Below are 25,498 nucleotides of genomic sequence, written 5' to 3' on the forward strand. Positions count from 1 at the left end.
ATACTTATATGATAATATTATTTATGTGACAATTTTAAGCCAACAGGAGTATTGAGCATGACAATATTTAAAAGTACTTCAATCGAAGAAGCTACTAAACAAGGAATCGAAACTTTAGGTTTATCTCGTGAAAACGTTGAAATAAATATAGTTCAAAATCCAACAAAGGGATTTTTAGGATTATTTAAAAAACCAGCAATCGTAGAAATAATAAAAAAAGAGCAACATAACGAAAAAAAAGTAACCGAAGTTAATGAAAAATTAATTAAAAGTAATCGTGATAAAAAAGAAGAAAGTGTTTCTGATTTAGTTGAATACTTGGAATCAATTATTCAAGAATTAGGAATTAACGCAAAATCTGAAGTTAAATTTATTAATAATAAGCATGTTTATATTAATTTTAGAGCCGATAAAGAAGGCTTATTAATTGGAAAACATGGTCGAACAATTAATTCATTACAAGATTTAAGTTTAATTTATCTAAATAATTTAGGAATTAATCATTTGAATATTGAATTAGATACCGCTAATTATCGTTCAAAAAGAAAAGATGTTTTAGAAAACTTAGCTCGTAAAACAGCTCGAAATGTAATGGCAACTGGAAAACCAATTTATTTAGATCCAATGCCATCTTTTGAAAGAAAGATAATTCATTCAGCCCTTGAAAACAGTGAATATGTAATGACTTATTCAACTGGTTTAGAACAAAGAAGATCAATCATAATCGCTCCTAAATAAAGCTTAAAATTTAGTAAGCTTATTTTTGTGTGTCTAAATTTGACTTTTATTTAGTTAGCGTATATTATGAAAACAAATAAATTGATGAAGTAGTGAAAGTGCTTTGTCCATGCGCATACGCATGGAGTGGCACTTTTTTTGTGCAATTAATGAAGTGAAAGGAAGAAGTAAAATGCCATTAGTAACAACGGATTATGATACAATTTCAGCCGTTTCAACTCCAGCAGGTGAGGGTGGAATTTCAATTATTCGAATTAGCGGATCTGAATCATTAAAGGTTATTAGTAAGATGTTCCAAGGAACAGATTTGAATAAAGTAGCTAGTCATACAATTAATTATGGACATATTATTGATAACTTTAATGATGATAATCAAATTGATGAAGTAATGGTTTCAGTTATGAAAGCGCCTAAAACTTATACTAAAGAAGATATTATCGAAATTAATTGTCATGGAGGAATTGTAGCAACAAATGAAATTCTACAATTAACTTTCAGAAATGGTGCTAGAATGGCTGAACCAGGTGAATTTACCAAACGAGCTTTTCTAAATGGTCGAATTGATTTATCACAGTCAGAAGCCGTAATGGATTTAATTCAAGCCAAAACCGATCAATCAATGAAAGCTGCTTTAAATCAATTAGATGGAAATCTTTCTCATTTAATTGGAAATTTAAGACAATCAATTCTAGATGTTTTAGCACAAGTTGAAGTTAATATCGATTATCCAGAATATGATGATGTCGAAGAACTAACCTCTAAATTATTAGTTGAAAAAGCAAAAGAATTACAGCAGCATATTTCTCAATTATTAAAAACTGCTAAACAAGGTAAAATTTTAAGAGATGGATTAGATACTGCAATTGTTGGAAGACCTAATGTTGGGAAATCTAGTTTATTAAATCGTCTTTTACATGAAGAAAAGGCAATTGTAACTGATGTTCCAGGAACTACCCGTGACGTATTAGATGAGTACGTTAATGTGTCTGGGGTTCCGCTTCATTTAGTTGATACTGCAGGAATTAGAGATACAGAAGATAAAGTTGAAAAAATTGGAGTTGATCGTTCAAGGGATGCAATCAAAAAAGCTGATTTAGTTTTATTAGTTTTAAATTCCAATGAACAATTAACTAATGAAGATCGTGAATTAATTGAATTAACTAATAATATCAACCGAATCATTATTTTAAACAAAACTGATTTATCAACTAATCTTGATGAAGATGAATTGAAACAATTAACTAATAATCAAAATATAATTAAAACTTCAGCAATTGAAAGTGATGGAATGGATCCATTAGAAAAAATCATTGCTAAAATGTTTTTTGATGAAGGAATTGATAATTCAAAAAATGATGTAATGGTAACTAATGCACGTCATATTGGTTTATTAGAGCAATCTTATGATGCTTTAAATGATGTTATCTCAGGAATTGAAAATGGATTACCAGTTGATTTAGTTCAAATTGATATGACCAGAGCTTGGGATTTATTAGGTGAAATAACAGGTGAAAGCTACAATGGAGAATTATTAGATCAATTATTTAGTCAATTTTGTTTAGGTAAATAAAATGTTTCACGTGAAACATTTGCAAGGAGGAAGTATTTTTGCTTAAAACTAATGTACAAGAAGTTAAACAATATTATGATGCTGGAAATTATGATGTAGTTGTTGTTGGTGCAGGACATGCTGGAAGTGAAGCAGCTTTAGCAGCAGCACGTATGGGACAAAAGACATTACTAATGACCATTAATTTAGACATGGTTGCTTTTATGCCATGTAACCCATCTGTTGGAGGTCCAGCTAAGGGAACGGTTGTTAGAGAAATCGATGCTTTAGGTGGTGAAATGGGTCGAAACATTGATAAAACTTATATTCAAATGAGAATGTTGAATACTGGTAAAGGACCTGCAGTTCGTGCTTTGAGAGCACAAGCTGATAAGCATGCTTATCATCGTTCAATGAAAAGTACTTTAGAAAATGAACCTAATTTAACTTTACGTCAAGGAATTGTGGAACAGTTAATAGTTGAAGATGGAAAATGTGTTGGAGTAATTTCAAATGCTGGAGCTAAATATAGTGCTAATTCAGTTGTAATTGCTGCTGGTACTGCTTCAAGAGGTAAGATAATTATTGGTGAATTAATGTATTCTTCAGGTCCAAATAATTCACTTCCATCAGAAAAATTATCAGAAAACTTAGCTGATTTAGGTTTTGATTTGAAACGATTTAAGACTGGAACTCCTCCACGAGTTAATGGAAAAACAATTAATTATTCAAAGGCAGAGGAACAACCTGGAGATGAAGCACCTAATCATTTTAGTTATGAATCTGATGACAATGATTATTTAGCTGTTAAAGATCAAATTTCTTGTTGGTTAACTTACACAAATGAAAAAACTCATGAAATTATTCAAGAAAACTTATCAAGGGCACCAATGTTTACTGGTGTAATTGAAGGAGTTGGACCACGTTACTGTCCATCTATTGAAGATAAAATTGTCCGTTTTGCAGATAAAAGTCGTCACCAATTATTCTTAGAACCAGAAGGTAGAGATACTGAAGAATGGTATGTTCAAGGACTTTCTACTTCAATGCCTGAAGAAGTTCAACAATCAATGGTTCATTCAATTGCTGGTTTAGAAGATGCTAAAATGATGCGCCCAGGATATGCAATTGAATATGATGTGGTTGCTCCATATCAATTAAAACCAACTTTGGAAACTAAATTAATTGAAGGATTATATACTGCTGGTCAAACAAATGGAACTTCTGGTTATGAAGAAGCTGCTGGACAAGGATTGATTGCTGGAATTAATGCAGCTTTGAAAAATCAAGGTAAAGAACCATTAGTTTTAAACCGTGATGAAGCATATATTGGTGTTTTAATTGATGATTTAGTTACTAAGGGAACTAATGAACCATATCGTTTATTAACTTCTAGAGCTGAATATCGTCTTTTATTAAGAAATGATAATGCTGATTTTCGTTTAACTGAAAAAGGTTATGAATTAGGTTTGATTTCAGAAGAACGTTTTAATAAATTTAAGACAAAACAAAAACGTGTAGTTGAAGAATTAGACCGATTAAATTCAATTAGAATTAAACCTGGTGATCAAATCAACCAATTTATCGCTGACCATGGTGATAAGCCATTACAAGATGGAGTAATTGCAGCTAACTTCTTAAGAAGACCATATGTTAATTACAAGACATTAATGGATTATATTCCAGCAACTGATGAACCATTGGACAGTAGAGTGATTGAACAATTAGAAATCAGAACTAAATATGCGGGATATATCCAAAAAGAAGAAGCTAAAGTTGAAAGAATGAAGAAAATGGAATCAAAGAAAATTCCAGAAAAAATTGATTATGATGCAATTGATGGACTAGCAACTGAAGCACATCAAAAGCTAAAACAAATTCAACCAAGAACAATTGCTCAAGCTTCAAGAATTAGTGGAGTTAATCCTTCTGATATTGCAATCTTGTCTGTTTATGTTCAACAAGGTAAAATAGCTAAAACTGAATAATTAAAAAACACATAATTTTTATTATGTGTTTTTTATAAAGGAGATATTATTATGAAACCAGTTATTGGACTTTCTGCAAGTCATATTGAAAAATCAACCAGTCAATTTGGAAATCGTTATGTGGATTATATTCAAAAAGATTATGTAAAAGCCTTAGAAAAATTAGGAGCATTAGTTATTATCTTACCAGTAACCAATCCATCTGCTGCAAATGAGTATGCTCAAAAAATTGATGGATTAGTGCTTGCTGGTGGAGACGATGTCAGTCCATTGCTATATCAAGAAGATCCAATTAAAGAAAATGGATCTAATAGTATTGCTCGTGATAACTTTGAAAAAGCAATGATTGAATCAATGAAGCAGCAAAGCAAACCTATTTTAGGAGTTTGTCGAGGATTGCAAATTATTAACGCAACATTAGGTGGAGCGAATTATCAAGATATTAATTCACAGTATAAAAATGTATTAGGACATAATCAGTATCCGACTGAATGGAGTACACTTACACATTCAATTAAAGTTAATGAAGATTCATTTTTGAGTAAAGCCTGGGGTACAGAAGGATTAGTAAATAGCTTTCATCATCAAGCAGTTAAAAGAATTGCTGATGGATTTGAGGCAACTGCTTTTGCATCAGACCAAATTATTGAAGCAATTGAAAATAAAAAATATAATATTTATGGAGTTCAATTTCACCCAGAGATGTTATTTGACACAAATCAACATGCCAAACAATTATTTCGAAATTTCGTTGAAATTGTAAAAAAATAATTGAAAGGAAATTTTTATGAAATTTATTGAAAGAGATCAAAAGTTTGTACCAGCAGATACTGATTGGATTAATAATAAGTGGATTGATGTTAGCTATGCTGATGGTAAAAGAAGAAAGATGGATATTTATTTACCTAATGAAGATAAAGAACAATTTCCAGTGATTATTGATATCTTTGGTGGTGGGATGTACTTTGGCCAAAAAAGTTCATTTAAACTACAAGGGGCTTTAGAACTATTAAAAAAAGGTTATGCAGTTGTTAGTCCAAATTATTCATTATCACATCAAGCAGATTTTCCTACTCCAATTTATGAAATTAAGGCAGCTATTCGTTACATAAAAGCACATGCTAAAGATTTTAAAATTAATCCTAAACAAGTGTTCTTAATGGGAGAATCATCAGGAGCTCAATTAGCAATGCTTACTGCTGCTTCGATTGGATCTAATCAATTAAATGGTGAACTTGGAGATTATTTTGATCAAGATTTAGAAATCAAGGGTGTAATAGCTTCTTATGGACCATATAATTTAAAAGAAATGCCATTTCAATTTAAAGCTTTAGGACAAGAACCACGTTTTACTGAAACTGGGGCTTCAGATTCATTTGAAGGGGTAATGTTAAAAAATAATCGACCAATCGATGTTCCTGAATTAAATGATGCATGTAATCCAGCTAGCTATTTAACTGATAAAATGGTTCCAGTATTGTTTTATGCAGGATTAGACGATCATGTAGCTCCTTACGTACAAACGGTTAACTTGGCTACTCAAGTTATGGAAAAAATTGGTGAACAAAACGTTCAAGTTCATTTAGTTGCAGGAGCTGATCATGGACCAAAAGCTTTCTTAAGTGATTCAATTTATCAAGAAAAAGACGAATTTATGAGAAAACTTATTTAAAGCAAAAAGCACTTATTAAAAGCCTTTTTTCATGGTAAAATAAAAGTAACTTAGTAAGGTAGGGGTAAATTCACCATGAAAATTATACGAGAAATACTAAGCTGGATAATTCCAATTGTAATCGGAATTATCGTAGCTTTATTGATTCATAGATACTTATTTATGTTTGCTAAAACTGATGGACCTTCAATGGAGCCGAACTTACAAGATGGTGAAAGAGTTGTTGTTTTACGACAGTCAAAGATTAAACATTTAAGTGTGATTGTGTTTGATGCACATGGATTAGATCCAGATGCAAAACCTAAATCAGATTATGTAAAAAGAGTTATTGGATTACCAGGAGATACTGTTACTTTTAATCGTAGTGAAGGTAATATTTATGTTAATAATCAAAAGGTTAATCAAAACTTTATAAGTAATTCTGAAAGAATGAACGGATCTGATTACTTTGATATTGATAAGAATTGGGATTTAAAATCATTATCAAGAAATTGGACAAGAAATACTAATTCAGTTCGAGTACCAAAGGGAGAATATTTCGTATTGGGAGATCACCGAAGTGTATCAAATGATGGTCGATACTGGGGATATGTTCCTAAGAGTCATATAAAAGGTGTTGTTAAGGCATTCCCTTGGAGTACAACTAAAGAAACGAGAAACAATATTAATAATTTAAGTTATTAAGAGATGAACTTTCATCTCTTTTTTTGTTTCATGTGAAACATTGATACCTTATAAATTTATTAAATTAGGATTTATAAGTATAACTGTTTAAAAAAATAATGTTACGATAATTGTAATAATGTAGAAAGAATGGTTGAATAAAATGAAATTTATTAAAAATAATGTTTTACCAGTCGTGATTGGGATCATTTTGGCTTTATTAATCAAACAATATGTTTTTACTTTTGCAACAACACGGGGAACGTCAATGGAACCAAACTTACAAGATGGTCAATGGACAGCTGTTTTTAAAACTTTTAAAGTTAAACACTTAAGTCCGATTGTGTTTGATGCATATAAATTAGATCCGCAAGCTAGTAAAGGTGATAGTTATGTAAAAAGGGTAATTGGATTGCCGGGAGACACAGTTTCGTTTAAAGAAAATAGCGGAACAATTTATGTAAATGGTAAAAAAATTAATCAAAGTTTTATTAGTCAAGATGAAAAGACTGAAGGAACTCAAAAAGAAAATGATGTTGGAAATTGGGATTTGAAATCATTATCTAAGTCTTGGCCAAAAAATAAAAATTCAATCAAAGTACCAAAAGGTCAATATTTTGTTTTAGGAGATCACCGAAGTGTATCGGATGATAGTCGATACTGGGGATTTGTTCCCAAAAGTCATGTCACAGGTGTAGTTAAAGCACTTCCATGGAGTCAAACAAAGCAAAGAAGAATGAATATTAATAGTCTAGGTTATTAAAAGAGATGGATTTTTCCATCTCTTTTTGTTTCACGTGAAACATTTACAGTTGCCAAATGAATATAACAAGGATAGAATGCTAATAATATTTAAAAGAAAAGAGGAATGTTCAATGGTCAAATTCAATCAAGCTTTATCAAATGAAGATATCAATAAAATGCATCAAGATTTAGAAAAGCAACCTAATGCTAATTTAATTAGTAGTGCAATTAGAAATAATGGATTACATAAAGTTGCCGAAAATGCTGATGTACCAGCAAAATTAAATCGAACTTTTAGTGTTGATTTAAAGACTGGAACTGTTTCAAATCAAAAAAGAAGTGGAAGATGTTGGATTTTCTCTTTAACAAATACTTTAAGACATCAGTTTGCAGAAAAATACCAACAAAAAAACTTTGAGTTATCACAAGGATATTTGTTCTTTTGGGATAAAATTGAAAGAGCAAATATGTTTTATGATCGTATGATTGCTAATGCTGATAAATCAAATTATGATCGTGATGTACAATACTATTTAACTTATCCAAATGATGATGGTGGACAATGGGCAATGGCTGCTGGATTAGTTGAAAAATATGGAGTAGTTCCAAAAGCAGCTTATCCAGAGACAATCGTGACTGAAGATACTGGTGAATTTGAAGCTTTCTTAGCAAAAAAATTACGTCGTGATGCAATGAAATTGCGTGATCTTGTAAATGATGAAGCTTCAGATAATGAAATTGAGACAACTAAAGAAAAATTTCTTTCAGAAGTTTATCGAATTGTAGCCTATTCTTTTGGTGAACCTCCAGCAAAGTTTGATTTAGAATATCGTGATGATAAAGAGGGTTATCATTTAGATCAAAATTTAACTCCAAAAGATTTTTATCAAAAATATTTTGATACTGATTTTGAGGATTATGTTGTTTTAAGTAATGCTCCAGATCGAGATTATGATAAGTTATATGCACTTCCTAGTCAAAATAATATTGTTGGTGGGAAACAAATTCAATTTGTTAATGCACCAATGGATGTGTTAAAAGATGCTGCAATTAAACAATTAAAAGACGGAACAAGCGTTTGGTTTGGGAATGACGTTATTCAACAAATGCATCGTCAAAAAGGAATTTTAGATAGTAATTTATATCGTCAAGCTGAATTGTTTGGATTAGATACTTCAATGAGTAAAGCAGAACGACTAAAATTTCATGAAGCTGAAGTTTCACATGCGATGACTTTGACTGGAGTAGATTTAATTGATGGTAAATCTACTAAATGGAAAGTAGAAAACAGTTGGGGTGAAAAAGTTGGTGAAAAAGGTTACTTCATTATGTCAGATGAATGGATGAATGATTTTGTTTATGAAGTAGTAGTTAATAAAAAATATGTTCCAAAAGAACAATTAGATGTTTTAAATCAAACACCAATTAAACTTGAAAATTATGATGCGTTAGCATAAAAAAATAACCGATAAAATTAAATTTATCGGTTATTTTTTTATTTTGGTTGAATTAAGATACGGTTCATTGAGTCGCCATCAATATCATGATTGATTTTGTATCCAAATACTTTAGTTTTAGAAGGTAATTCTGTTTTATTATCGATTGTATCTTTTAATTTAAATGATTGAGTCATTGGGATACCAGCCATCTTACCTTTGAATGAAATAGATGTTTTACCATTATTATTTTTAATTTTATAAGTTAAAGTACCATTTTTATTTAAATCATGATTATTTTTGGCATCATTTTTTGTTTTATATATTTTTGAAACATTATAAACGTTTGCTTTACCGTCTTTTTTAAATTCATAAGTTTCAAATCCAGATTTGCTCTTAGAATTTAATTTTCCCTTAACATACCATAAATTATTATTTTTAGTTAGATTTGATTTAATTGAACTAGTTGAATCAATATCATTCTTAAAGGAAGCATTTTGATTTTTATGATTATTTTGTGTTTTTCCGCATCCAGAAATAAAAATTAAGCTAATAATAGAAAGACTGATTAAAACGGAAATAAAATTATTTTTTTTCATTTTTACACCTCACCATAAATGTAAGTATATCATGAATAAAAAATAAAAACTAATAGGCTTAAATTGATAGTTTTAGAAAGAAATTTTTTAAAAAGTTATGTATCATAAGAGATGAAGTAAACATTAGGAGGATAATAATAATGGATTGGTCGTTGTGTTTTGAAATAATAGTTGCTTTAAATGCTACTTTGGCAGTTATTACAATTTTTAGAAGACCGCGTGATATTGCTGCAATTTGGGCATGGCTATTAGTATTAATTATATTTCCCGTTGGTGGATTTATTGTTTATGCATTCTTTGGTCGTAAATTACCGAAAAGTAAGTTATTTAAATTACAGGGAAGAGCCAAAAAAGAAGTTCAAAAAACAGTTAAGAGACAGCGTAAAGAATTAAATGAAGGTAAAATGCAGAACGTTGATAATGCTGATGTTATTTTAGAATCAAATAATTTAGTTAAGATGTTTATGAATTCTGCAATGTCTGTATTAAGTCATGGAAATAAATTAAAACTTTATACTACGGGTGAAGATTTATTTGGTGATATGATTAATGATATTAAAGAAGCTAAAGATTCGATTAATATTGAATTTTATACTTTTTATGCAGATAAATTAGGTCATCAAATTTTAGATGAATTAATTAAGAAGTCTAAATCTGGTGTTGATGTTAAGGTTATTTATGATTCCTGGGGTTCTAATGTAGTAAGTGGGCGATTCTTTAAACCTTTAATTGAAGCCGGTGGACATGTTGAGTCATTTTTACATACACATTCAAACTTTTTTGATTTTAGAATTAATTTTAGAGATCATCATAAGATTGTAGTGATTGATGGTAAATACGGATATGTTGGTGGTTTTAATATTGGAGATCAATACATGGGTTGGTCAAAAAAATTTGGTCCATGGCGTGATACTACAATTAAAGTAGAGGGATCTGGAGTATTTGGATTACAAGATCGATTTATTTTAGATTGGAATGCAAGTAATCGTGATAATCAAATTGATATTGAAGATATGGATGTTATAAAGAAATACTTACCTACTCCAAAAGTTGCTGGAAATAGTAGTATGCAGACTGTTTCAAGTGGCCCCGATTCTGAACTAGAACAAATTAAAAAGGGTTACAATAATTTAATTGCAACCGCAAAAGAGAAAGTTTATATTAATACTCCTTATTTAATTCCCGATGAAAGTGTTTTAGATACATTAAAATCAGCCGCTTTATCTGGTGTGGATGTTAGAATTGTTATGCCTTCATTCCCAGACCATATGTTTGTTTATCGTGCTAGTCAATATTATGCAAAGATATTAGCTAGTTATGGAGTTAAAATTTATTATTATAATCAAGGATTTATGCATGCTAAAACAATTATGATTGATGACAAAGTATCATCAGTTGGTTCAGCAAACTTTGATTATCGAAGCTTTAAATTAAACTTTGAAATTAATTCATTCATTTATGATCGTGATTTTGCTAAGCAAATGAATGATTTATTCATGGAAGATTTAAAAGTTTCAACGCTACAAACTAAACGAGAATTTGCTAAACAATCATTATGGCTAAGTTTTAAACAACAATTTAGTCGATTATTTTCACCAATTCTATAAAAAAAGCCTTCAATTTTGAAGGCTTTTTAGTTTATTTAGAAAGAATCCATAAGAAAATTACGAAGACAACGGCTAATCCATACATCATTGGATTAACTTCTTTACCACGTTTTGAAGCAATCATTGTAATTGGATATGCAATTGTTCCAAGTGCAATTCCATCAGCAATACTGTAAGTGATTGGCATTCCTAAGATGATTAAGAATGCGGGAACCGCAATTTCAAATTTACTCCAATCAATTTTATTAATTGATTTAGTCATTAATACTCCAACAATAATTAACGCAGGAGCAGTAACTTGACTAGTGATTACTCCAAGAAGAGGTGAGAAGAAAGTTGCAAGGATGAACATGATTGAAGTTATCACAACTGTAAAACCAGAACGTCCACCAACTGCAATACCGGCTGATGATTCAACGTATGCACCGATTGGTGATGTACCTAATAATGAACCAACAAACATACTACTTGAATCCGAAGCTAAAGCACGACCAATACGAGGAATTTTGTTATTTTTAACAAATCCAGCTTGTTCAGCTAATGCAACTAAAGTACCAGCTGTATCAAAGAAAGTAACTAATAAGAAAGTAAGAACGACAATTCCTAATTGAACTGTATTAATTTTATCTACATGAGTTACGGCAACTAAAAATGTTGATTTAATGCTTGGAATGCCAGCAACTAAACTAGAAGGGACTTTAATTAATCCAGTGAACATTCCAATAATTGAAGAAGCAAGCATTCCAATAAAAATTGCTCCAGGAACTTTTTTAATGAATAAAACAACTGAAATAATTAATCCGGCAACAGTTAATAAAGTTGTTGGTTCAGTTAATGAACCTAATTTAACCATAGTTGAAGGATCAGATACAACTAATCCTCCATTATGAAATCCTAGAAAAGCAATAAATAATCCAATCCCAGTCCCGATTGCATATTTTAAATCTGCTGGAATTGAATCAATAATTTTTTCACGTAATTTAAATAATGTGATTACAATAAAAATTAGTGATGCAACAAATACTCCAGCAAGTGCTGTTTCCCACGGGATTTTCATTCCAATACAGACTGAGTAAGCAAAGAAAGCATTAATTCCTAAACTTGCTGATAAAGCAAATGGATAATTAGCAACGACTCCCATTATGAAACATCCAAAAGCACTGGCTAGTGCTGTACTTGTAAAGACGGCACCTTTGTCCATCCCAGTTGCTCCTAAAACATTTGGATTAACAAATAAGATATAAGCCATTGAAATAAATGTTGTGATTCCAGCTAATGTTTCCTTTCTGAAATTAGTTCCTAATTCCTCAAAGTGAAAATAATTAGCAATTTTTTGCATCATACGAAGTTACCCCTTTTGTTTTTTAATATTGTTCGTATTTAGTACCCTTTTTACAAAATAATATTACCATGATTCGTAATTTTGTCAATAATGCGAACATTTTGCATCCTTTTAAATTGAACTAATTGAGTTAACGATTTTAATTAAGTTTGATAAACTTAGATTATCTATTGTAAGGGGATTTTGAAATGAAAAAAGGTTTAATTATAGGAAAAAATCGTTTTCTAAATGATGATTTATCTGATGTTAATGTAATACAAGTAAAGCAAGATATAAATCTAATCAAAGATAATTTAAATAAGGTAGATTTTTTATTATTTGATTTAGATGAAGTAGATGCAGATTTAATTACAGAAGATGTAATTGATGTAGTTTTAAAAAATCATAATAAATTTGATAAGATCATTTATTTAACAAGATTAGGGATTGATTTAGAATACGATGATCAATCATTTTCTAATCAACAGATAGATTATCAAGAGTATTTAAAACAGCAGCGTTATGCAATTAAGTTGATTGATGAATTAGAACAACCATATACGATTATTCGAATTCCAGAACTTAAAGAATCATTAACCAGAAATCCAACAATTGTTTCAGAAGGAAAAGAAATTAAGTCAGCAAATGTTTCACATGAAACAATCACAGATATTTTAGTAAAAGTTATATTAACTAATGACTATGATAACCAGTCAATTGCAGTCTTAGATGACTAAAGGAGTAAATGATGGCAGTTCAGTTTTTATTAGGTAAAGCAGGGTTAAATCATTTTCAAAAAATTGCCTCACTGTTAAAAGATGGGATGAAACAAGAACCAACCCATCAATTTTTTTATCTAGTCCCGAATCATATTAAATTTGAATCAGAATTAGAAACTTTAAAAGCAATTAATGAAAATAATCAAACGGTATATGCACAGGAAAAATTACAAGTCTTTTCTTTTACAAGGTTAGTTTGGTATTTTTTAAATAATACTGAGGAATACCAACAACCAATATTAAGTGATTCAGCAATTAACATTATTATTTATCAAATTTTGAGAGACCGTGAAGAAGACTTAACAATCTACCGAGGTGAAATTAATCAAACAGGGTTTATTCAACAATTAACTAGTCAGATTAAAGAAATTCAAGCTGGAAAAATTGAAAGTAATGATTTAAAAAAATTAATTAATGATAGTCAGTTAAATTTAAATTCAGAAGTGATTAATAAACTAAATGATTTAGCAATTATTTATGAAGAATTTAATCAACGAGTTTCAGATGATTATTTATATCACGCTGATACTTTGAAATTATTAGCTAATTATTTAAATGAAAATGATTTAAGTCAGATGAATTTTTATATTAGTGGATTTTCTCAATTTAGTGCCCAAGAATTAGAAATCGTACAAATTTTGATTGAAAAGGCTAACTATATTTTGATTGATTTTGATTTAGATCAAAAATATCCTAATCAATTACCAGAAAATCCTAATTTATTTTGGCGTTCAGCTAATTTATATTATCAACTATATAATTATGCTAAAAATCAAAATGTAAAAATAATGGTTGATCAATTTGTTGATCAATCTGATCAAAGTGAAACAATGCAAGCTTTAGAGGATTTTTTCATTCAAAATACAGCAATGAAAAAAGATATTCAAAAATCAGAATTAAAGCAACCAGCAATTGATGTTATGGAAGCTAATTCGACTTACATGGAATTACAAATTGTGACTAATCAAATTAAACAAATGGTAGCGACTGGAAATTATCGTTATTCTGATTTTATTTTGATTACTAAAGATTTAAATCAATATCGTAATATTATTCAACCAATTTTTGAAATGCAGCAAATCCCTCATTTTGAAGATATTCAAAAGACGATGGATTCTCATCCATTAGTTGAATTTATTGATGCTTTATTTTCAATTGATCGTGGTTCAAATAAAAGAAATTATCGTTATCAAGATGTAATGAGACTATTAAAAACAGAATTGTTAGTTCCAAAAATTGATCAAGATACCTTTATGGAGATTAATGAATTTCGGGATGATTTAGCTATTACCGAAAATTATGTTTTAAAGAATGGTTATGAAGGCAGTCGTTGGACGCAAAAAGATGATTGGCAATATTTATTTGTTGCAGATAATACCACTGGAATTTTGACAGATAAGAATCGTGAAATGTCAGCCAAAATTAATGTAATTAAGCATTTAATCCAAGAAAAATTACCGTCATTTTTCAAAAAAATTAATCATGCTAAAACAATTCAAGAAGCAATTACGTTGTTATATCAATTTTTGATTGAAAACGGAATTGTTGAACGATTAAAAATTTGGCAGCAACATTCGCTTGATCACAATCGACTTCAAGAAGCGGATCAATCTGAACAAGTTTGGAATACTTTTTGTAGTTTATTAGATGATTTTGTTGAATTTATTGGTGATAAACCATTTATTCAAGATGACTTTTTAAATCTTTTAAAAGCTGGTTTTTCTGGAGCTAGTTACTCACAAATTCCTTCAACGATTGACCAAGTTGCAATCAGTGAAACTGGAATGGTGCAAATGAGAGATAAAAAAATGGTGTTTATGATTGGATCAAATGATGATAATATGCCGGGAACAGTTGAAAATACTAGTTTATTGAATGATATTGATCGTGAACAAATCACACCAGGATTATCAGAAGACCAATTTTTAAATGATAACAGTGAATTACAGATGGCCAATGAACCATTTATGAATTACTTAGCCTTTATGAATGCAAAAGAAAAAATTGTTTTTTCCTATAGTAAAGGTGGAGATACGGAACAGAATAAACAAATATCTCCATATGTAAAAGCGATTATGCATCATTTTTCACTTGAAAAGGTGGAAGTGAAAGATAATCCTAAAGTTGAAAACAGTAATGAATATTTAGGTTCAAAAAGAATAACATTATCAAATTTAGTTAAGATTGCACTAGATAGTAAAACTCGATCAATTCCACTTGGAGCTTTTTGGAGTAATGTTTATCAAAAATTAGTGAACGATGTTAATTATTATCAATTAACTAATAAGTTGTTAGGTGGATTGAATTATAAAAATGAACCAGAAGCATTAAATCAAGAAATTGTGACGGAACTTTATGGAAATGAATTAAATACATCCATTTCTCGCTTGGAAGAATTTTATTCTAATCCATATGAGTATTTCTTAAAGTATGGACTGAAATTAAAAGAACGAGATGTTTTTGAATTGTCAGCTGCTAGTACCGGACAATTTTTCCATGAATCATTAGATTTGATTTTAAAAACGGTTCGTAAGAGAAATCAACGCTTAGAAGATTTTAATGAACAACAAATTAAAAATCTAGTTAATGAAGTAAATCAACAAATTTTAATGAATGATGAAAATATGCAATATGAAATTTTGAAAAGTTCAAAAAGAATGAGTTATATTTCTAATCAATTATTAAAAACAATTCAACGAATGACAAAGACCCTAGGAGAACAGTTCAAACGAACTAAAATGCAACCAATTCAAACGGAAGTAACTTTTGGAAATGTTGGTGGCAAGAATGGTGATTTAAAGCCACTAGAATTTCAATTAGATACGGGACAAGTAGTTAAAGTTCGTGGGCGAATTGATCGAATTGATGAATTAGCTACAGATGATACAAATTATCTTGGAATTGTTGATTACAAATCAGGACAAAAATCAATTGATCTAGCAAAAGCCTATGATGGAATTGCAATGCAAATGATGACATATTTAGATGCTTTGAAAATTAATTTAGATGAATTATCAACTTCTCAAAAAGCTAAATTAGCAGGAGCATTGTATTTACAAATCAGTAATCCAATTTTAAAGGATGATGGAAAAAATAATTATTTTGATCCAGAGCAAATTGAAAAAGCAGTTATCAAAGAGCAAAAGTACAATGGATTATTAGTGAATGATCAAGAATTCTTAGATAGTCTTTTTTCTGATCATACTGATGAAGTTTATCCATTACAGAAAAAGAAAGACGGAGATTTGTCAAAACAAAGTGCTAAATCAGTTATTTTACCTGATGATTTAGATCGTCTATTAGAACATACTGAAAAGAAAATTAAAGAAGCTGGAGAACGAATCTACGCTGGAGAAATTAAATTAGCACCTATGAAATATAAGCAAGAAACTGCACTCCAATTTTCAGAATATAAATCAGTGATGCAATTTGATCCAATGTTAACTGAAAATAATTATCGAGAAGTTGAAGCATATGACCAACAAAAAGTTCTGGACTTATTAAGAGAGGAGGGTAATCAATAATGGAATATACAAAAGAACAACATCAAGCAGTTTATGGTGAGTTTGATGGGGATGTATTAGTATCAGCCTCCGCAGGTTCTGGTAAGACGAGAGTTTTGGTTGATCGAGTAGTTAATAAGTTAATTAACGGAGTTAGTATCGATAACTTAATTATTGTTACTTTCACCAAGGCAGCGGCTAAAGAAATGCGTGATCGAATTCAACAAGCGTTACGTGAAAAAATTAATGAAGAATCAGATTTTGAATTACAAAAACACTTATTAAATCAAATTCGAAAATTACCAATTGCAAATATTTCAACCCTAGATGCCTTTTGTCAAAAAGTGGTTCAAAATAATTATTTTACAATTGATTTAGATCCTAATTTTCGAATTTTAACTGATCAAACTGAACAATTAATGTTACGAGAACAAGTCTGGGATGATTTACGTGAATCGTTATATGCTAATGATGAAAATAATGAATTTGCAGAATTAACTGAAAATTTTTCTAATGATCGAAGTGATGATGGATTAACTGAAACTATTATGAAAATATATGATTTTGCTCAAGTTAATCAAAATCCAACTGAATGGTTAGATAATTTACCCGATTTTTATGATGTGGGAGATGATTTATCAGCTAGTGATGTATATCAAAAGTATTTATTGAAAATTGTTCAAGATGAATTAATAACTTTTCAAAAAGAAATTAATGATTCACTTGAAATTGCTAAAATGAATAATTTAGTAAATCAAATTGATGATATTCAAAAAAAAGCCAATGTAATTGATGAATTGTTAAATTCTTTAAGCACTTTTGATTATTCTCAGTTAAAAGAAAAATTAGATTATTTAAATTCAATCAAATTAAATCGCAGAGAAGCTAAATACAGTGATGAAGAAAAAGCAGCACGTAAGATAGCACATAACCAGCAAAAAGATGCGAGTGATGCGTTTAAAGATGCAGTTTATGCTAAATTCTTTTTAAATAGTGAAGCTGAAAATCAACAAATATCACAAAAGGCACTAAAATTAGTCAGACAATTAAGTGAAATTGTTAAACAATTTAGTGATGCTTATTTAGCAAAGAAAAAGCAATTACATGCATTTGAATTTATTGATATTGAACACTTTGCTTTTGATATTTTAGCTGGTGATGCTCCACAATCCATTAATGTTCGCGAAAATTATCAAAATCGAATTAATGAAATTTTGATTGATGAATATCAAGATAATAATCGTCTACAAGATGCAATTTTGTCGACTATTAAAAATCCTAATCATCCCAATATGTTTATGGTAGGTGATGTTAAGCAATCAATTTATCAATTCAGATTAGCTGATCCATCAATGTTTATTGATAAAATGGAAAATTATCAAAATGATAATGATAATCAATTAATTACTTTAGCGGATAATTTTCGTTCTGAAAAAAATATTGATGATTTTACTAACTTAATTTTTTCTCAAATTATGGACAAAGAATTAGGTGAGATTAATTATACTGGCAAAGCTAATCTTCAATTTGGAGCTACTTATTATCCAAGTGAGGCTAAGCGACAAACTGAAATTATGTTATATGAAACAGATGATAAAAATGATCAAATTGAAAATGAACGATTAGAAATCCAAGATGGTGCTCATGGACAAGTTGAAATGATTTCACAAAAAATTCGCCATCTAATTGATGACGAAACAATGATTTATGATCGTGAACAAAAAATTATGCGACCAATTCTGTTTTCTGATATTTCGATTTTGTCTGCTACAAGAAATAATAATTTAGTAATTGCTGATGTTTTTGAAAAATATCAAATTCCAGTTGATATTAATGGATCACAAAGTTACTTTAAAACAACTGAAATGCAAATTATGATGGCATTATTATCAATTATTGATAATCCATATCAAGATATTCCTTTAGCAGCTGTTTTACGTTCACCCATGATTGGGATGAATGAAAATCAAATGGCTTACTTGAGAATTAATCATAAAACAGGTGATTATTTTGAAGCATTATTAGATTTTTATCATAATTATGAACAAATGAACCAAACTGAATTTTCTGAACAAGTATTTCAAAAAGTGAAAACTTTTATTGAACAATTAGATCATTTTAAAGAGTATGCCAAACAACATGAGCTGGCAGAATTAATCTGGGAAATTTATGATCGAACTGGATTTTTAGATTACGTGGGAGCAATGCCAGCAGGAGAAAAGCGACAAGCTAACTTACATGCTTTATATAATCGTGCGACTGAATATGAAAATAGTAGTTTTAAAGGATTATTTGCTTTTATTCGTTTTGTTGAAAAACTTCAAGCAAATGATGATGATTTAGCACAAGCTGAATCAGATACTGATGATAATTCTGTCAAAGTTATGACAATTCATGGAAGTAAAGGATTAGAATTCCCAGTCGTTTTCTTAATGGATGCTACTCATCAATTTAATAAGTCAGATACTAGAAGTAAATATCTTTTAGATGATCAATTAGGTTTAGGAATTAAATATTTAAATCAAACAACTAGAGTTCAAAATGAAACTTTACAAGATCTAATTATTAAAAATAAAAAAACTGATGCAATGTTAGCAGAACAAATGCGTCAATTATATGTTGCATTAACTAGAACTGAGCAATATCTAATTATTACAGGTACTTTAAAACATAAGACTCAAGAAAAAGTTTTAGAAGAATGGCAAAAAGATGCCAAGACAGATGCATTGCTATTAGATAAATCTAATCGAAAGAAAGCTAATAGTTTTATTGATTGGATTGGACCAGCTTTAGTTCGCCATCCTAATTTTATTGAAACTTATGGTGAAAATAGTGATGTTGGACAGTTAGGTGATAATCCAGCACGTTTTAATTTGAGTTTTATTAGTGCAAAAGAATTACAGGATTATCAAAATCAACCAGTATCAGTTAATAATAATGAATGGTTAACTGAATTAGAACAAAAATTAAAAGATAATACAGTTGTTTCAGACTCATTGGTTGATCAAGTTTTTGATCACCAATATGAATATTTAGCTGCCACTAATACAACGGCTTATCAGTCTGTTTCAGAAATTAAAGGATTATTTGATGATCCAGATATTATTCAATTAGGTAGTGCAACTGAGATTCAAGCACCGAAAAAACAAAAGAATCGATATTTGAATTCAAATTTTGCAACTCCAAAATTTATGCAATCTGTCAGTGAAGCAAGTGCTACCGATGTGGGGACTGCACTTCACTTAATGATGCAACAAATTGATGTAACAGAAACGATTAATTTAGATTATTTAAATCATTTATTGAATGATTTGGTTAAAAAAAGATTAATTTCTGAAAAAGTTTCTGCTAAAATTAATCTGGAATCAATTGTCAAATTTTATCAAAGTGATTTAGGAAAACGAATTTTATCCAACAGTGATTGTTTAAAAAGAGAAGTTCCTTTTTCATTAGTGATTGATGCCAATCAAATTTTTAGTGAATTTGATAATTCTGATGAACAAATATTGATTCATGGAATTATTGATGGTTATTTAGAATTTGAAGATCAGGTTGTATTGTTTGATTACAAGACTGATTTTATTAATCCTAAACAACTATCAATTGGAATTGATAATCTAAAAGATAAATATCGAGGACAATTGAATATTTATGCGTTGGCTTTACAAGAAATCACCAAAAAGCCGGTTAATGAAAGATATCTTTATTCATTATCAGCTGATCAGGCCATTTCAATAAACGCTCAGCAAAAAGAATAATCAAATGATTGGATGGAGAATAATGAAACAATTTTTTGCGCGATTGATGTTAAAACAATCGCCAAGCGTTTATGCAGATGCGGATTCGTATCTGAAACCAACTTTAAAAACCAAAGATTTATTAGCCCTTGGAATTGGGATGGTAGTTGGAACAGCTATTTTTACCCTACCAGGAATTGTTGCGGCAAATCATACCGGACCATCAGTTCCGCTAGCTTTCTTGATTGGAGCAGTGGTTGCTGGATTAGATGCATTTGCTTATGCTGAGGCATCCTCAGCCTTACCATTTGCTGGATCTGCTTTCTCGTGGATTAACGTTTTATTCGGTGAATTTTTTGGATGGATTGTTGGTTGGGCATTACTAGCAGAGTACTTTATCTCAGTTGCTTTTGTGGCATCGGGATGGTCAGCTTATGCTCAAGGATTTATGAGTAGTTTAGGGATTAGCTTACCTAAGTTTTTATCTAGTGGAATTAATCCTAAGACTGGTGGAGTTTTTGATTTGATGGCTGGTTTATCAATTTTACTAGTTGGTTTTTTACTTTCTAGGGGAGTTAGTCAGGCTAAAAGAGTTGAAAATATTTTGGTTATTTTAAAATTAGCAGTTGTAATTTTATTCATTATTGTTGGTTTTACATCAATTCATATGCAAAATTACGTTCCATTTGTACCAAAACATCAACCAGGGACTAGTTTTGGTGGATGGCAAGGAATTTGGGCGGGTGCTGCGCAAATGTTTATTGCTTATGTTGGATTTGATGCAATTGCGGCTAATACCGCTGAAACTAAAAATCCAAGTAAAAGTATGCCTAGAGGAATTATTGGAACTTTAATGATTGGAACTGTTCTATTTATGTTAGTTTCTTTTGCATTAGTTGGGATGTTCCATTATTCTGAATATGCTGGAAATGCTGAACCAGCAGCTTGGGCGTTAAGAAAAGCGGGTCATTATTTCACTGCTAATTCACTTTCAATTGTTGCAATTGTCGGGATGTTTGCAGCCTTAATTGCAATTCAATTAGCCAGTTCTCGTTTGATATATGCTTTTGGACGTGATGGATTATTACCTAAATTCCTAGGTCATATTAATAAAAATAAATTACCTAATCGTGCTTTATGGGTTGTTACAATTGCTGCGGTAGTAGTTGGATCAATGTTCCCATTTACTTTTTTAGCTAATTTAGTTTCGGCTGGGACATTAGTTGCATTTATTTTTGTATCACTTGGAATTTATGCACTTCGTCCACGTGAAGGAAAAGATATTCCAGTGCCTAAATTTAGAATGCCACTATATCCAGTTCTACCAGCAGTATCTGCCATTTTATCGGCATTTATTTTCTGGGGATTAGATAAAGAAGCTAAAATTATGATGTTTTTCTGGTTCTTAATTGGCTTAGTAATTTACTTTGTTTATGGAATGAAACATTCAAAAATTAAAAGAAAATAAAAAAGGATTTACGTTATATTAATTAACGTAAATCCTTTTTTATTAAAATTATATATATAAAAACCGATAAAGATTAGATTTATTTCTAATATTTATCGGGACCTTCAATTATCAATATTTATTTTCATTGATTTAATTTAGAATTTGTTGATATGCAAATCGTTCAGTACCAGGAGCGGTGCTTTGATTCATATGCACAATTCCACGTTTTTCAAAGCCGTTTGAAAGAATGACATGTTGCATCCCAACGTTATCAGGATGAGTATCAATTCTTACATCTTTAAAGCCTTGGAAAGCAGAAATCGAAAGTAAATTACTTAAGAATTTACCAGAAAGTCCTTGACCACGATAATCACTTAAAACTGCTACACGGTGAATTGCTGAATAATGAGCTTCAGTTCCATTAATCCAATCGCCATCTTCAATATTTAGATAATCAGTATCAATTCCAAGATGAAGTGAAGCACTTCCTGCTACGTTACCATCAACTTCTAAAACATATGCAATTCCGTCATCGACGTCCGCTTCAATTACTTTGCTATCAGGATAAGATCTTTGCCACTGATTAATTCCTTGTTCCCCAAGGTATTGTTTGGCATTATCAATGATATTTTTGATTGCTGGTAAATCTGTTTTAGTCGCTTTTCTTACGTAGATTCTAGACATATTAAACACTTCCTTTTCCTCATTTTATTAACCGATAGATTATTATAATTGATTGAGTATTTGAATACAACCAAAAAAATTAACTTCCTTTTCAAAGAAATTATTTCAAGGTATCATTAAGTTAATTTAGAGAAAAGGGAGAAGCAAAATGGATTCGAAATTATCAAAGAAAAATATATTTTATTTAGGCATTATGCTGTTTGGTATTTTTTTTGGTGCAGGAAATGTTATTTTCCCAATTAGTATGGGACAAGCTGCCGGAAATCATATTATTCCAGCTGTCATTGGATTTTTAATTACTGGAGTTGGTTTGCCAATTCTTGGAATTGTTGCATTTGGTTTAACTAATAGTAAAGGAATGTTTGATTTAGCATCAAATGCTGGTAAACCATTTGCTTATTTCTTTTCAACGATTCTGTCCTTGTTGATTGGACCAATTATTGTAATTCCAAGATTGGCTGCTACTGCCTATCAAGTAGGTGTTGCTCCATTATTGAAACAATCACAACAGACAATGGGATTATTTATTTTTGCAGTCATATTCTTTCTGTTGGTTTGGTATTTAACAAGAACACCAGGTAATTTGTTAGATTACATTGGTAAGTTTTTAACTCCTATTTTTCTAGTTTTATTAGCTATGATAATTATTATGGCTTTGGTTAAACCAATGGGAGACATAACTACTCCAGCAGCAACCGGTAAATATATTGGTACACCTTTTTCATCAGGATTTATCGAAGGATACAATACATTAGATGGAGCTGGATCAATTGCTATTGCGATTGTTGTAATTGAAGCAATCAAAAAACTTGGGGTTAAATCACCAAATAAAATTGCTAGTTCTGTAATTAAATCAGGACTAATTAGTGCATTTTTAATGGGACTAGTTTATACATTATTAGCATTAGTTGGAACTATGAGCTTAGGAAAATTTAGTGCATCTGAAAATGGTGGAATTGGATTAGTTCAAATAGCAACATACTACTTTGGTAGTTTTGGGAATCTTTTATTGGCAGTATTGATTTTTGTAGCTTGTTTAAAAACAAATGTTGCAATGATATCTGCTTTTGGGGACACAATGACTGATATGCTGCCTAAAAAAATAAGTTATTCTAAAATTACAGTTGTAGCTATTTTAGTATCATTAGTTATTACCAATTTAGGGTTAACTCAAATGATTAATTTTGCAATGCCATTCTTGATGTTTATTTATCCTTTATCAATTGTCTTAATTTTATTGGGAATAATATCACCATTAATTGGTAAGCCAAAAGTTGTTTATCAAGTTACCTTATTGTTTGCATTAATTCCGGCAATTTTTAGTGGATTGAATGCAACGGGGTTAGCTGATAAATCAAAATTGGTTGGAAGCTTATTACACTTGGATACGTATTTACCTTTTTCTCAAATTGGACTTAGTTGGGTTGTGCCTACTTTAATCGGATTTATATTAGGGATGATTATTCATACATTCAAAAAAAGAAGCTAATTATTAATTAGCTTCTTTTTATTTCATTTTTATAGACATTGATATTCCCATTCCGCCACCAATACAAATTGCTGCAAGTCCATTTTTTTGCTTGGTTCTTTGTAAATTATCTAATAAAGTAATTAGAATCCTTGCACCAGAGTCTCCCAAGGGATGACCTAAAGAAATTGCACCACCAGTAATATTTAATTTATTAGGATCCATTTGTAAATCTCTTGAAACAGCGACACTTTGTGCTGCAAATGCTTCATTTAATTCATATAAATCAAAATCTTCAATTTTCTGATTATTATTTTTTAATAATTTTTTGGTTGAATAGTATGGAGCATATCCCATAATGTTAGGATCAATGCCAGCTTCTGCATAATTTTGAATGGTTGCAAGATATTCAATTCCCATTTCTTCTGCTTTATCTTTACTCATCAATAAAATAGCAGAAGCTCCGTCATTGATAGTTGCAGTATTTCCTGCAGTAACGGATCCATTTTCTTTAAAAACTGGTTTAAGTGAATTAAGTTTTTCGACTGATGTGTTAGCTCGAATTCCTTCATCTTGATTGATTAATTCATGATGTTTTCCTTCAATAGAAACAATTTCATTTTTGAATAGTTCATTTTCAATCGCATAAGCAGCATTCTTATGTGATTTATATGAAAATTGATCTTGTTCTTCTCTTGAGATATTGAACTTTTCTGCAACATTTTCAGCAGTAATTCCCATTGGAAGATTACTCCATGCATCATTTAGTCCATCTTTTTGTAAACTATCAACTAATAAAGTATTACCAAATTTTTGATTTTTTCTAATTGAATTAGTTAAATGAGGTGCATTAGTCATACTTTCGGTTCCACCAACTAAAACGATATCGGCTTCTTCAGTTTGAATAGCTGTTTGACCAAGACGAACTGCTTTTAATCCAGAACCACAAACCTGATTGACGGTAAAAGCAGTATTTTCAGCACTGATACCAGCATTGATTTGAATTTGGCGAGCAACATTTTGACCGTTACCAGCTTGAACTACATTTCCAAAAATAACTTCATCAATGATATTTGGATCAATATTTGTTTCTTTGATTGTTTCTTTTGCGGCAATTGTACCAAGTTCGACTGCTGAAAAATCTTTTAAACTTCCATTTAGTTTACCAATAGGAGTTCTTTTGTAATTTACAATTACTACTTCTTTCATACTATACATCTCCATTTTAAAATGTGTAATCGTTATTGATGTACATAAATATAACAATTAAAAGACTGATTTAACAGGGTTTTAAATTCAGATTAAATCTTTTTTAAATAACTTTATTAAAAGCATTGACTTTTGTTGATGTAGCTAGTAAAGTTAATAACTGTTCTGTTGAGTACAAGCAACAATTCAGCGAATTATTAAAACAAATAAATTTTAAAAAGTCGTTGACATAATTAAGTTTAAATAGTATAGTTAATAACCGTTCTGCTAAAGAACAAAGCAAGCGAAAACGAATTAAAATAAATTAAAAAAACGCTTGCAAGAAAGTTGATTAGCTGATACAATGAATTA

Annotated in this window: 18 protein-coding genes; 14 read left to right on the top strand and 4 right to left on the bottom strand. The window is 30.1% G+C overall.

The window, feature by feature from the left end; all coding sequences use genetic code 11:
• Positions 1 to 57 precede the first annotated feature (57 nt).
• From jag to GSH19_RS04480, 8 genes are all read left to right on the top strand, one after another.
• Positions 58 to 738 (top strand): RNA-binding cell elongation regulator Jag/EloR, encoded by a 681-nt coding sequence (jag, locus tag GSH19_RS04445; protein WP_237026900.1) that lies wholly within the window; start codon positions 58 to 60, stop codon positions 736 to 738.
• 172 nt (positions 739 to 910) lie between these two features.
• Complete coding sequence (mnmE, locus tag GSH19_RS04450; protein WP_237026917.1) at positions 911 to 2,308, top strand: tRNA uridine-5-carboxymethylaminomethyl(34) synthesis GTPase MnmE; 1,398 nt, start codon at positions 911 to 913, stop codon at positions 2,306 to 2,308.
• Positions 2,309 to 2,346: 38 nt separating this feature from the next.
• Entirely contained in the window at positions 2,347 to 4,275 is a 1,929-nt protein-coding gene (mnmG, locus tag GSH19_RS04455; RefSeq protein WP_237026901.1) for a tRNA uridine-5-carboxymethylaminomethyl(34) synthesis enzyme MnmG, read from the top strand.
• Between the two features lie 51 nt (positions 4,276 to 4,326).
• Positions 4,327 to 5,046: a gamma-glutamyl-gamma-aminobutyrate hydrolase family protein gene (locus tag GSH19_RS04460; protein ID WP_237026902.1), complete on the top strand. Its 720-nt coding sequence runs from the start codon at positions 4,327 to 4,329 to the stop codon at positions 5,044 to 5,046.
• A 16-nt stretch (positions 5,047 to 5,062) separates the two neighbouring features.
• The gene (locus GSH19_RS04465) at positions 5,063 to 5,947 is read left to right on the top strand and encodes an alpha/beta hydrolase (protein ID WP_237026903.1); all 885 of its coding nucleotides are present in this window, start codon (positions 5,063 to 5,065) and stop codon (positions 5,945 to 5,947) included.
• Positions 5,948 to 6,022: 75 nt separating this feature from the next.
• The gene (gene lepB / locus GSH19_RS04470) at positions 6,023 to 6,631 is read left to right on the top strand and encodes a signal peptidase I (RefSeq protein WP_237026904.1); all 609 of its coding nucleotides are present in this window, start codon (positions 6,023 to 6,025) and stop codon (positions 6,629 to 6,631) included.
• A gap of 142 nt (positions 6,632 to 6,773) precedes the next feature.
• Complete coding sequence (gene lepB / locus GSH19_RS04475) at positions 6,774 to 7,373, top strand: signal peptidase I (protein ID WP_237026905.1); 600 nt, start codon at positions 6,774 to 6,776, stop codon at positions 7,371 to 7,373.
• Positions 7,374 to 7,485: 112 nt separating this feature from the next.
• The gene (locus GSH19_RS04480) at positions 7,486 to 8,811 is read left to right on the top strand and encodes a C1 family peptidase (RefSeq protein ID WP_237026906.1); all 1,326 of its coding nucleotides are present in this window, start codon (positions 7,486 to 7,488) and stop codon (positions 8,809 to 8,811) included.
• A 38-nt stretch (positions 8,812 to 8,849) separates the two neighbouring features.
• On the opposite strand, the gene GSH19_RS04485 is transcribed toward GSH19_RS04480, so the two are convergent.
• Entirely contained in the window at positions 8,850 to 9,389 is a 540-nt protein-coding gene (locus tag GSH19_RS04485) for a hypothetical protein (RefSeq protein WP_237026907.1), read from the bottom strand.
• Positions 9,390 to 9,523: 134 nt separating this feature from the next.
• Between GSH19_RS04485 and cls the strand changes: the two genes are divergently transcribed.
• Positions 9,524 to 10,996: a cardiolipin synthase gene (gene cls, locus GSH19_RS04490; protein ID WP_370636156.1), complete on the top strand. Its 1,473-nt coding sequence runs from the start codon at positions 9,524 to 9,526 to the stop codon at positions 10,994 to 10,996.
• A 31-nt stretch (positions 10,997 to 11,027) separates the two neighbouring features.
• Here cls and GSH19_RS04495 read toward each other — a convergent pair whose 3' ends face one another.
• Positions 11,028 to 12,338, bottom strand: coding sequence for an NCS2 family permease (locus GSH19_RS04495; RefSeq protein WP_255700255.1), 1,311 nt, complete (start codon positions 12,336 to 12,338; stop codon positions 11,028 to 11,030).
• Between the two features lie 188 nt (positions 12,339 to 12,526).
• Between GSH19_RS04495 and GSH19_RS04500 the strand changes: the two genes are divergently transcribed.
• The 4 genes from GSH19_RS04500 to GSH19_RS04515 are packed head-to-tail and all read left to right on the top strand — an operon-like array spanning position 12,527 to position 21,804.
• Positions 12,527 to 13,054, top strand: a complete 528-nt coding sequence (locus GSH19_RS04500; RefSeq protein WP_237026909.1) for an NAD(P)H-binding protein — start codon at positions 12,527 to 12,529, stop codon at positions 13,052 to 13,054.
• Positions 13,055 to 13,065: 11 nt separating this feature from the next.
• A complete protein-coding gene (locus GSH19_RS04505; RefSeq protein WP_237026910.1) occupies positions 13,066 to 16,620 on the top strand; it encodes a PD-(D/E)XK nuclease family protein in 3,555 nt (1,184 codons plus the stop codon).
• A complete protein-coding gene (gene addA / locus GSH19_RS04510; protein WP_237026911.1) occupies positions 16,620 to 20,357 on the top strand; it encodes a helicase-exonuclease AddAB subunit AddA in 3,738 nt (1,245 codons plus the stop codon). Before GSH19_RS04505 ends, addA begins: the two co-directional genes overlap by 1 nt.
• Positions 20,358 to 20,379: 22 nt before the next feature.
• Positions 20,380 to 21,804 carry an APC family permease gene (locus GSH19_RS04515; protein WP_237026912.1) on the top strand — a complete coding sequence of 475 codons (1,425 nt, stop codon included), beginning with the start codon at positions 20,380 to 20,382 and terminating at the stop codon, positions 21,802 to 21,804.
• 132 nt (positions 21,805 to 21,936) lie between these two features.
• Here the strand turns inward: GSH19_RS04515 and GSH19_RS04520 are convergent, their stop codons facing one another.
• Positions 21,937 to 22,470 carry a GNAT family N-acetyltransferase gene (locus GSH19_RS04520; protein ID WP_237026913.1) on the bottom strand — a complete coding sequence of 178 codons (534 nt, stop codon included), beginning with the start codon at positions 22,468 to 22,470 and terminating at the stop codon, positions 21,937 to 21,939.
• Positions 22,471 to 22,618: 148 nt separating this feature from the next.
• Here GSH19_RS04520 and brnQ point away from each other — a divergent pair, with 148 nt between their 5' ends.
• Positions 22,619 to 23,959: a branched-chain amino acid transport system II carrier protein gene (gene brnQ, locus GSH19_RS04525; RefSeq protein ID WP_237026914.1), complete on the top strand. Its 1,341-nt coding sequence runs from the start codon at positions 22,619 to 22,621 to the stop codon at positions 23,957 to 23,959.
• An 18-nt stretch (positions 23,960 to 23,977) separates the two neighbouring features.
• On the opposite strand, the gene GSH19_RS04530 is transcribed toward brnQ, so the two are convergent.
• Positions 23,978 to 25,147: an acetyl-CoA C-acetyltransferase gene (locus GSH19_RS04530; RefSeq protein ID WP_237026915.1), complete on the bottom strand. Its 1,170-nt coding sequence runs from the start codon at positions 25,145 to 25,147 to the stop codon at positions 23,978 to 23,980.
• Between the last annotated feature and the right edge of the window lie 351 nt (positions 25,148 to 25,498).

Origin of the sequence: Lactobacillus sp. S2-2, assembly GCF_021698855.1 — a bacterium.
Lineage (GTDB): Bacteria > Bacillota > Bacilli > Lactobacillales > Lactobacillaceae > Fructilactobacillus.

Bases quoted from the DNA above. Each gene is read 5' to 3' on its own strand.
- jag (WP_237026900.1), top strand. From the start codon at position 58: ATGACAATATTTAAAAGTACTTCAATCGAAGAAGCTACTAAACAAGGA.
- mnmE (WP_237026917.1), top strand. From the start codon at position 911: ATGCCATTAGTAACAACGGATTATGATACAATTTCAGCCGTTTCAACT.
- GSH19_RS04460 (WP_237026902.1), top strand. From the start codon at position 4,327: ATGAAACCAGTTATTGGACTTTCTGCAAGTCATATTGAAAAATCAACC.
- GSH19_RS04465 (WP_237026903.1), top strand. From the start codon at position 5,063: ATGAAATTTATTGAAAGAGATCAAAAGTTTGTACCAGCAGATACTGAT.
- lepB (WP_237026904.1), top strand. From the start codon at position 6,023: ATGAAAATTATACGAGAAATACTAAGCTGGATAATTCCAATTGTAATC.
- lepB (WP_237026905.1), top strand. From the start codon at position 6,774: ATGAAATTTATTAAAAATAATGTTTTACCAGTCGTGATTGGGATCATT.
- GSH19_RS04480 (WP_237026906.1), top strand. From the start codon at position 7,486: ATGGTCAAATTCAATCAAGCTTTATCAAATGAAGATATCAATAAAATG.
- GSH19_RS04485 (WP_237026907.1), bottom strand. From the start codon at position 9,389: ATGAAAAAAAATAATTTTATTTCCGTTTTAATCAGTCTTTCTATTATT.
- GSH19_RS04495 (WP_255700255.1), bottom strand. From the start codon at position 12,338: ATGATGCAAAAAATTGCTAATTATTTTCACTTTGAGGAATTAGGAACT.
- GSH19_RS04500 (WP_237026909.1), top strand. From the start codon at position 12,527: ATGAAAAAAGGTTTAATTATAGGAAAAAATCGTTTTCTAAATGATGAT.
- GSH19_RS04505 (WP_237026910.1), top strand. From the start codon at position 13,066: ATGGCAGTTCAGTTTTTATTAGGTAAAGCAGGGTTAAATCATTTTCAA.
- addA (WP_237026911.1), top strand. From the start codon at position 16,620: ATGGAATATACAAAAGAACAACATCAAGCAGTTTATGGTGAGTTTGAT.
- GSH19_RS04515 (WP_237026912.1), top strand. From the start codon at position 20,380: ATGAAACAATTTTTTGCGCGATTGATGTTAAAACAATCGCCAAGCGTT.
- GSH19_RS04520 (WP_237026913.1), bottom strand. From the start codon at position 22,470: ATGTCTAGAATCTACGTAAGAAAAGCGACTAAAACAGATTTACCAGCA.
- brnQ (WP_237026914.1), top strand. From the start codon at position 22,619: ATGGATTCGAAATTATCAAAGAAAAATATATTTTATTTAGGCATTATG.
- GSH19_RS04530 (WP_237026915.1), bottom strand. From the start codon at position 25,147: ATGAAAGAAGTAGTAATTGTAAATTACAAAAGAACTCCTATTGGTAAA.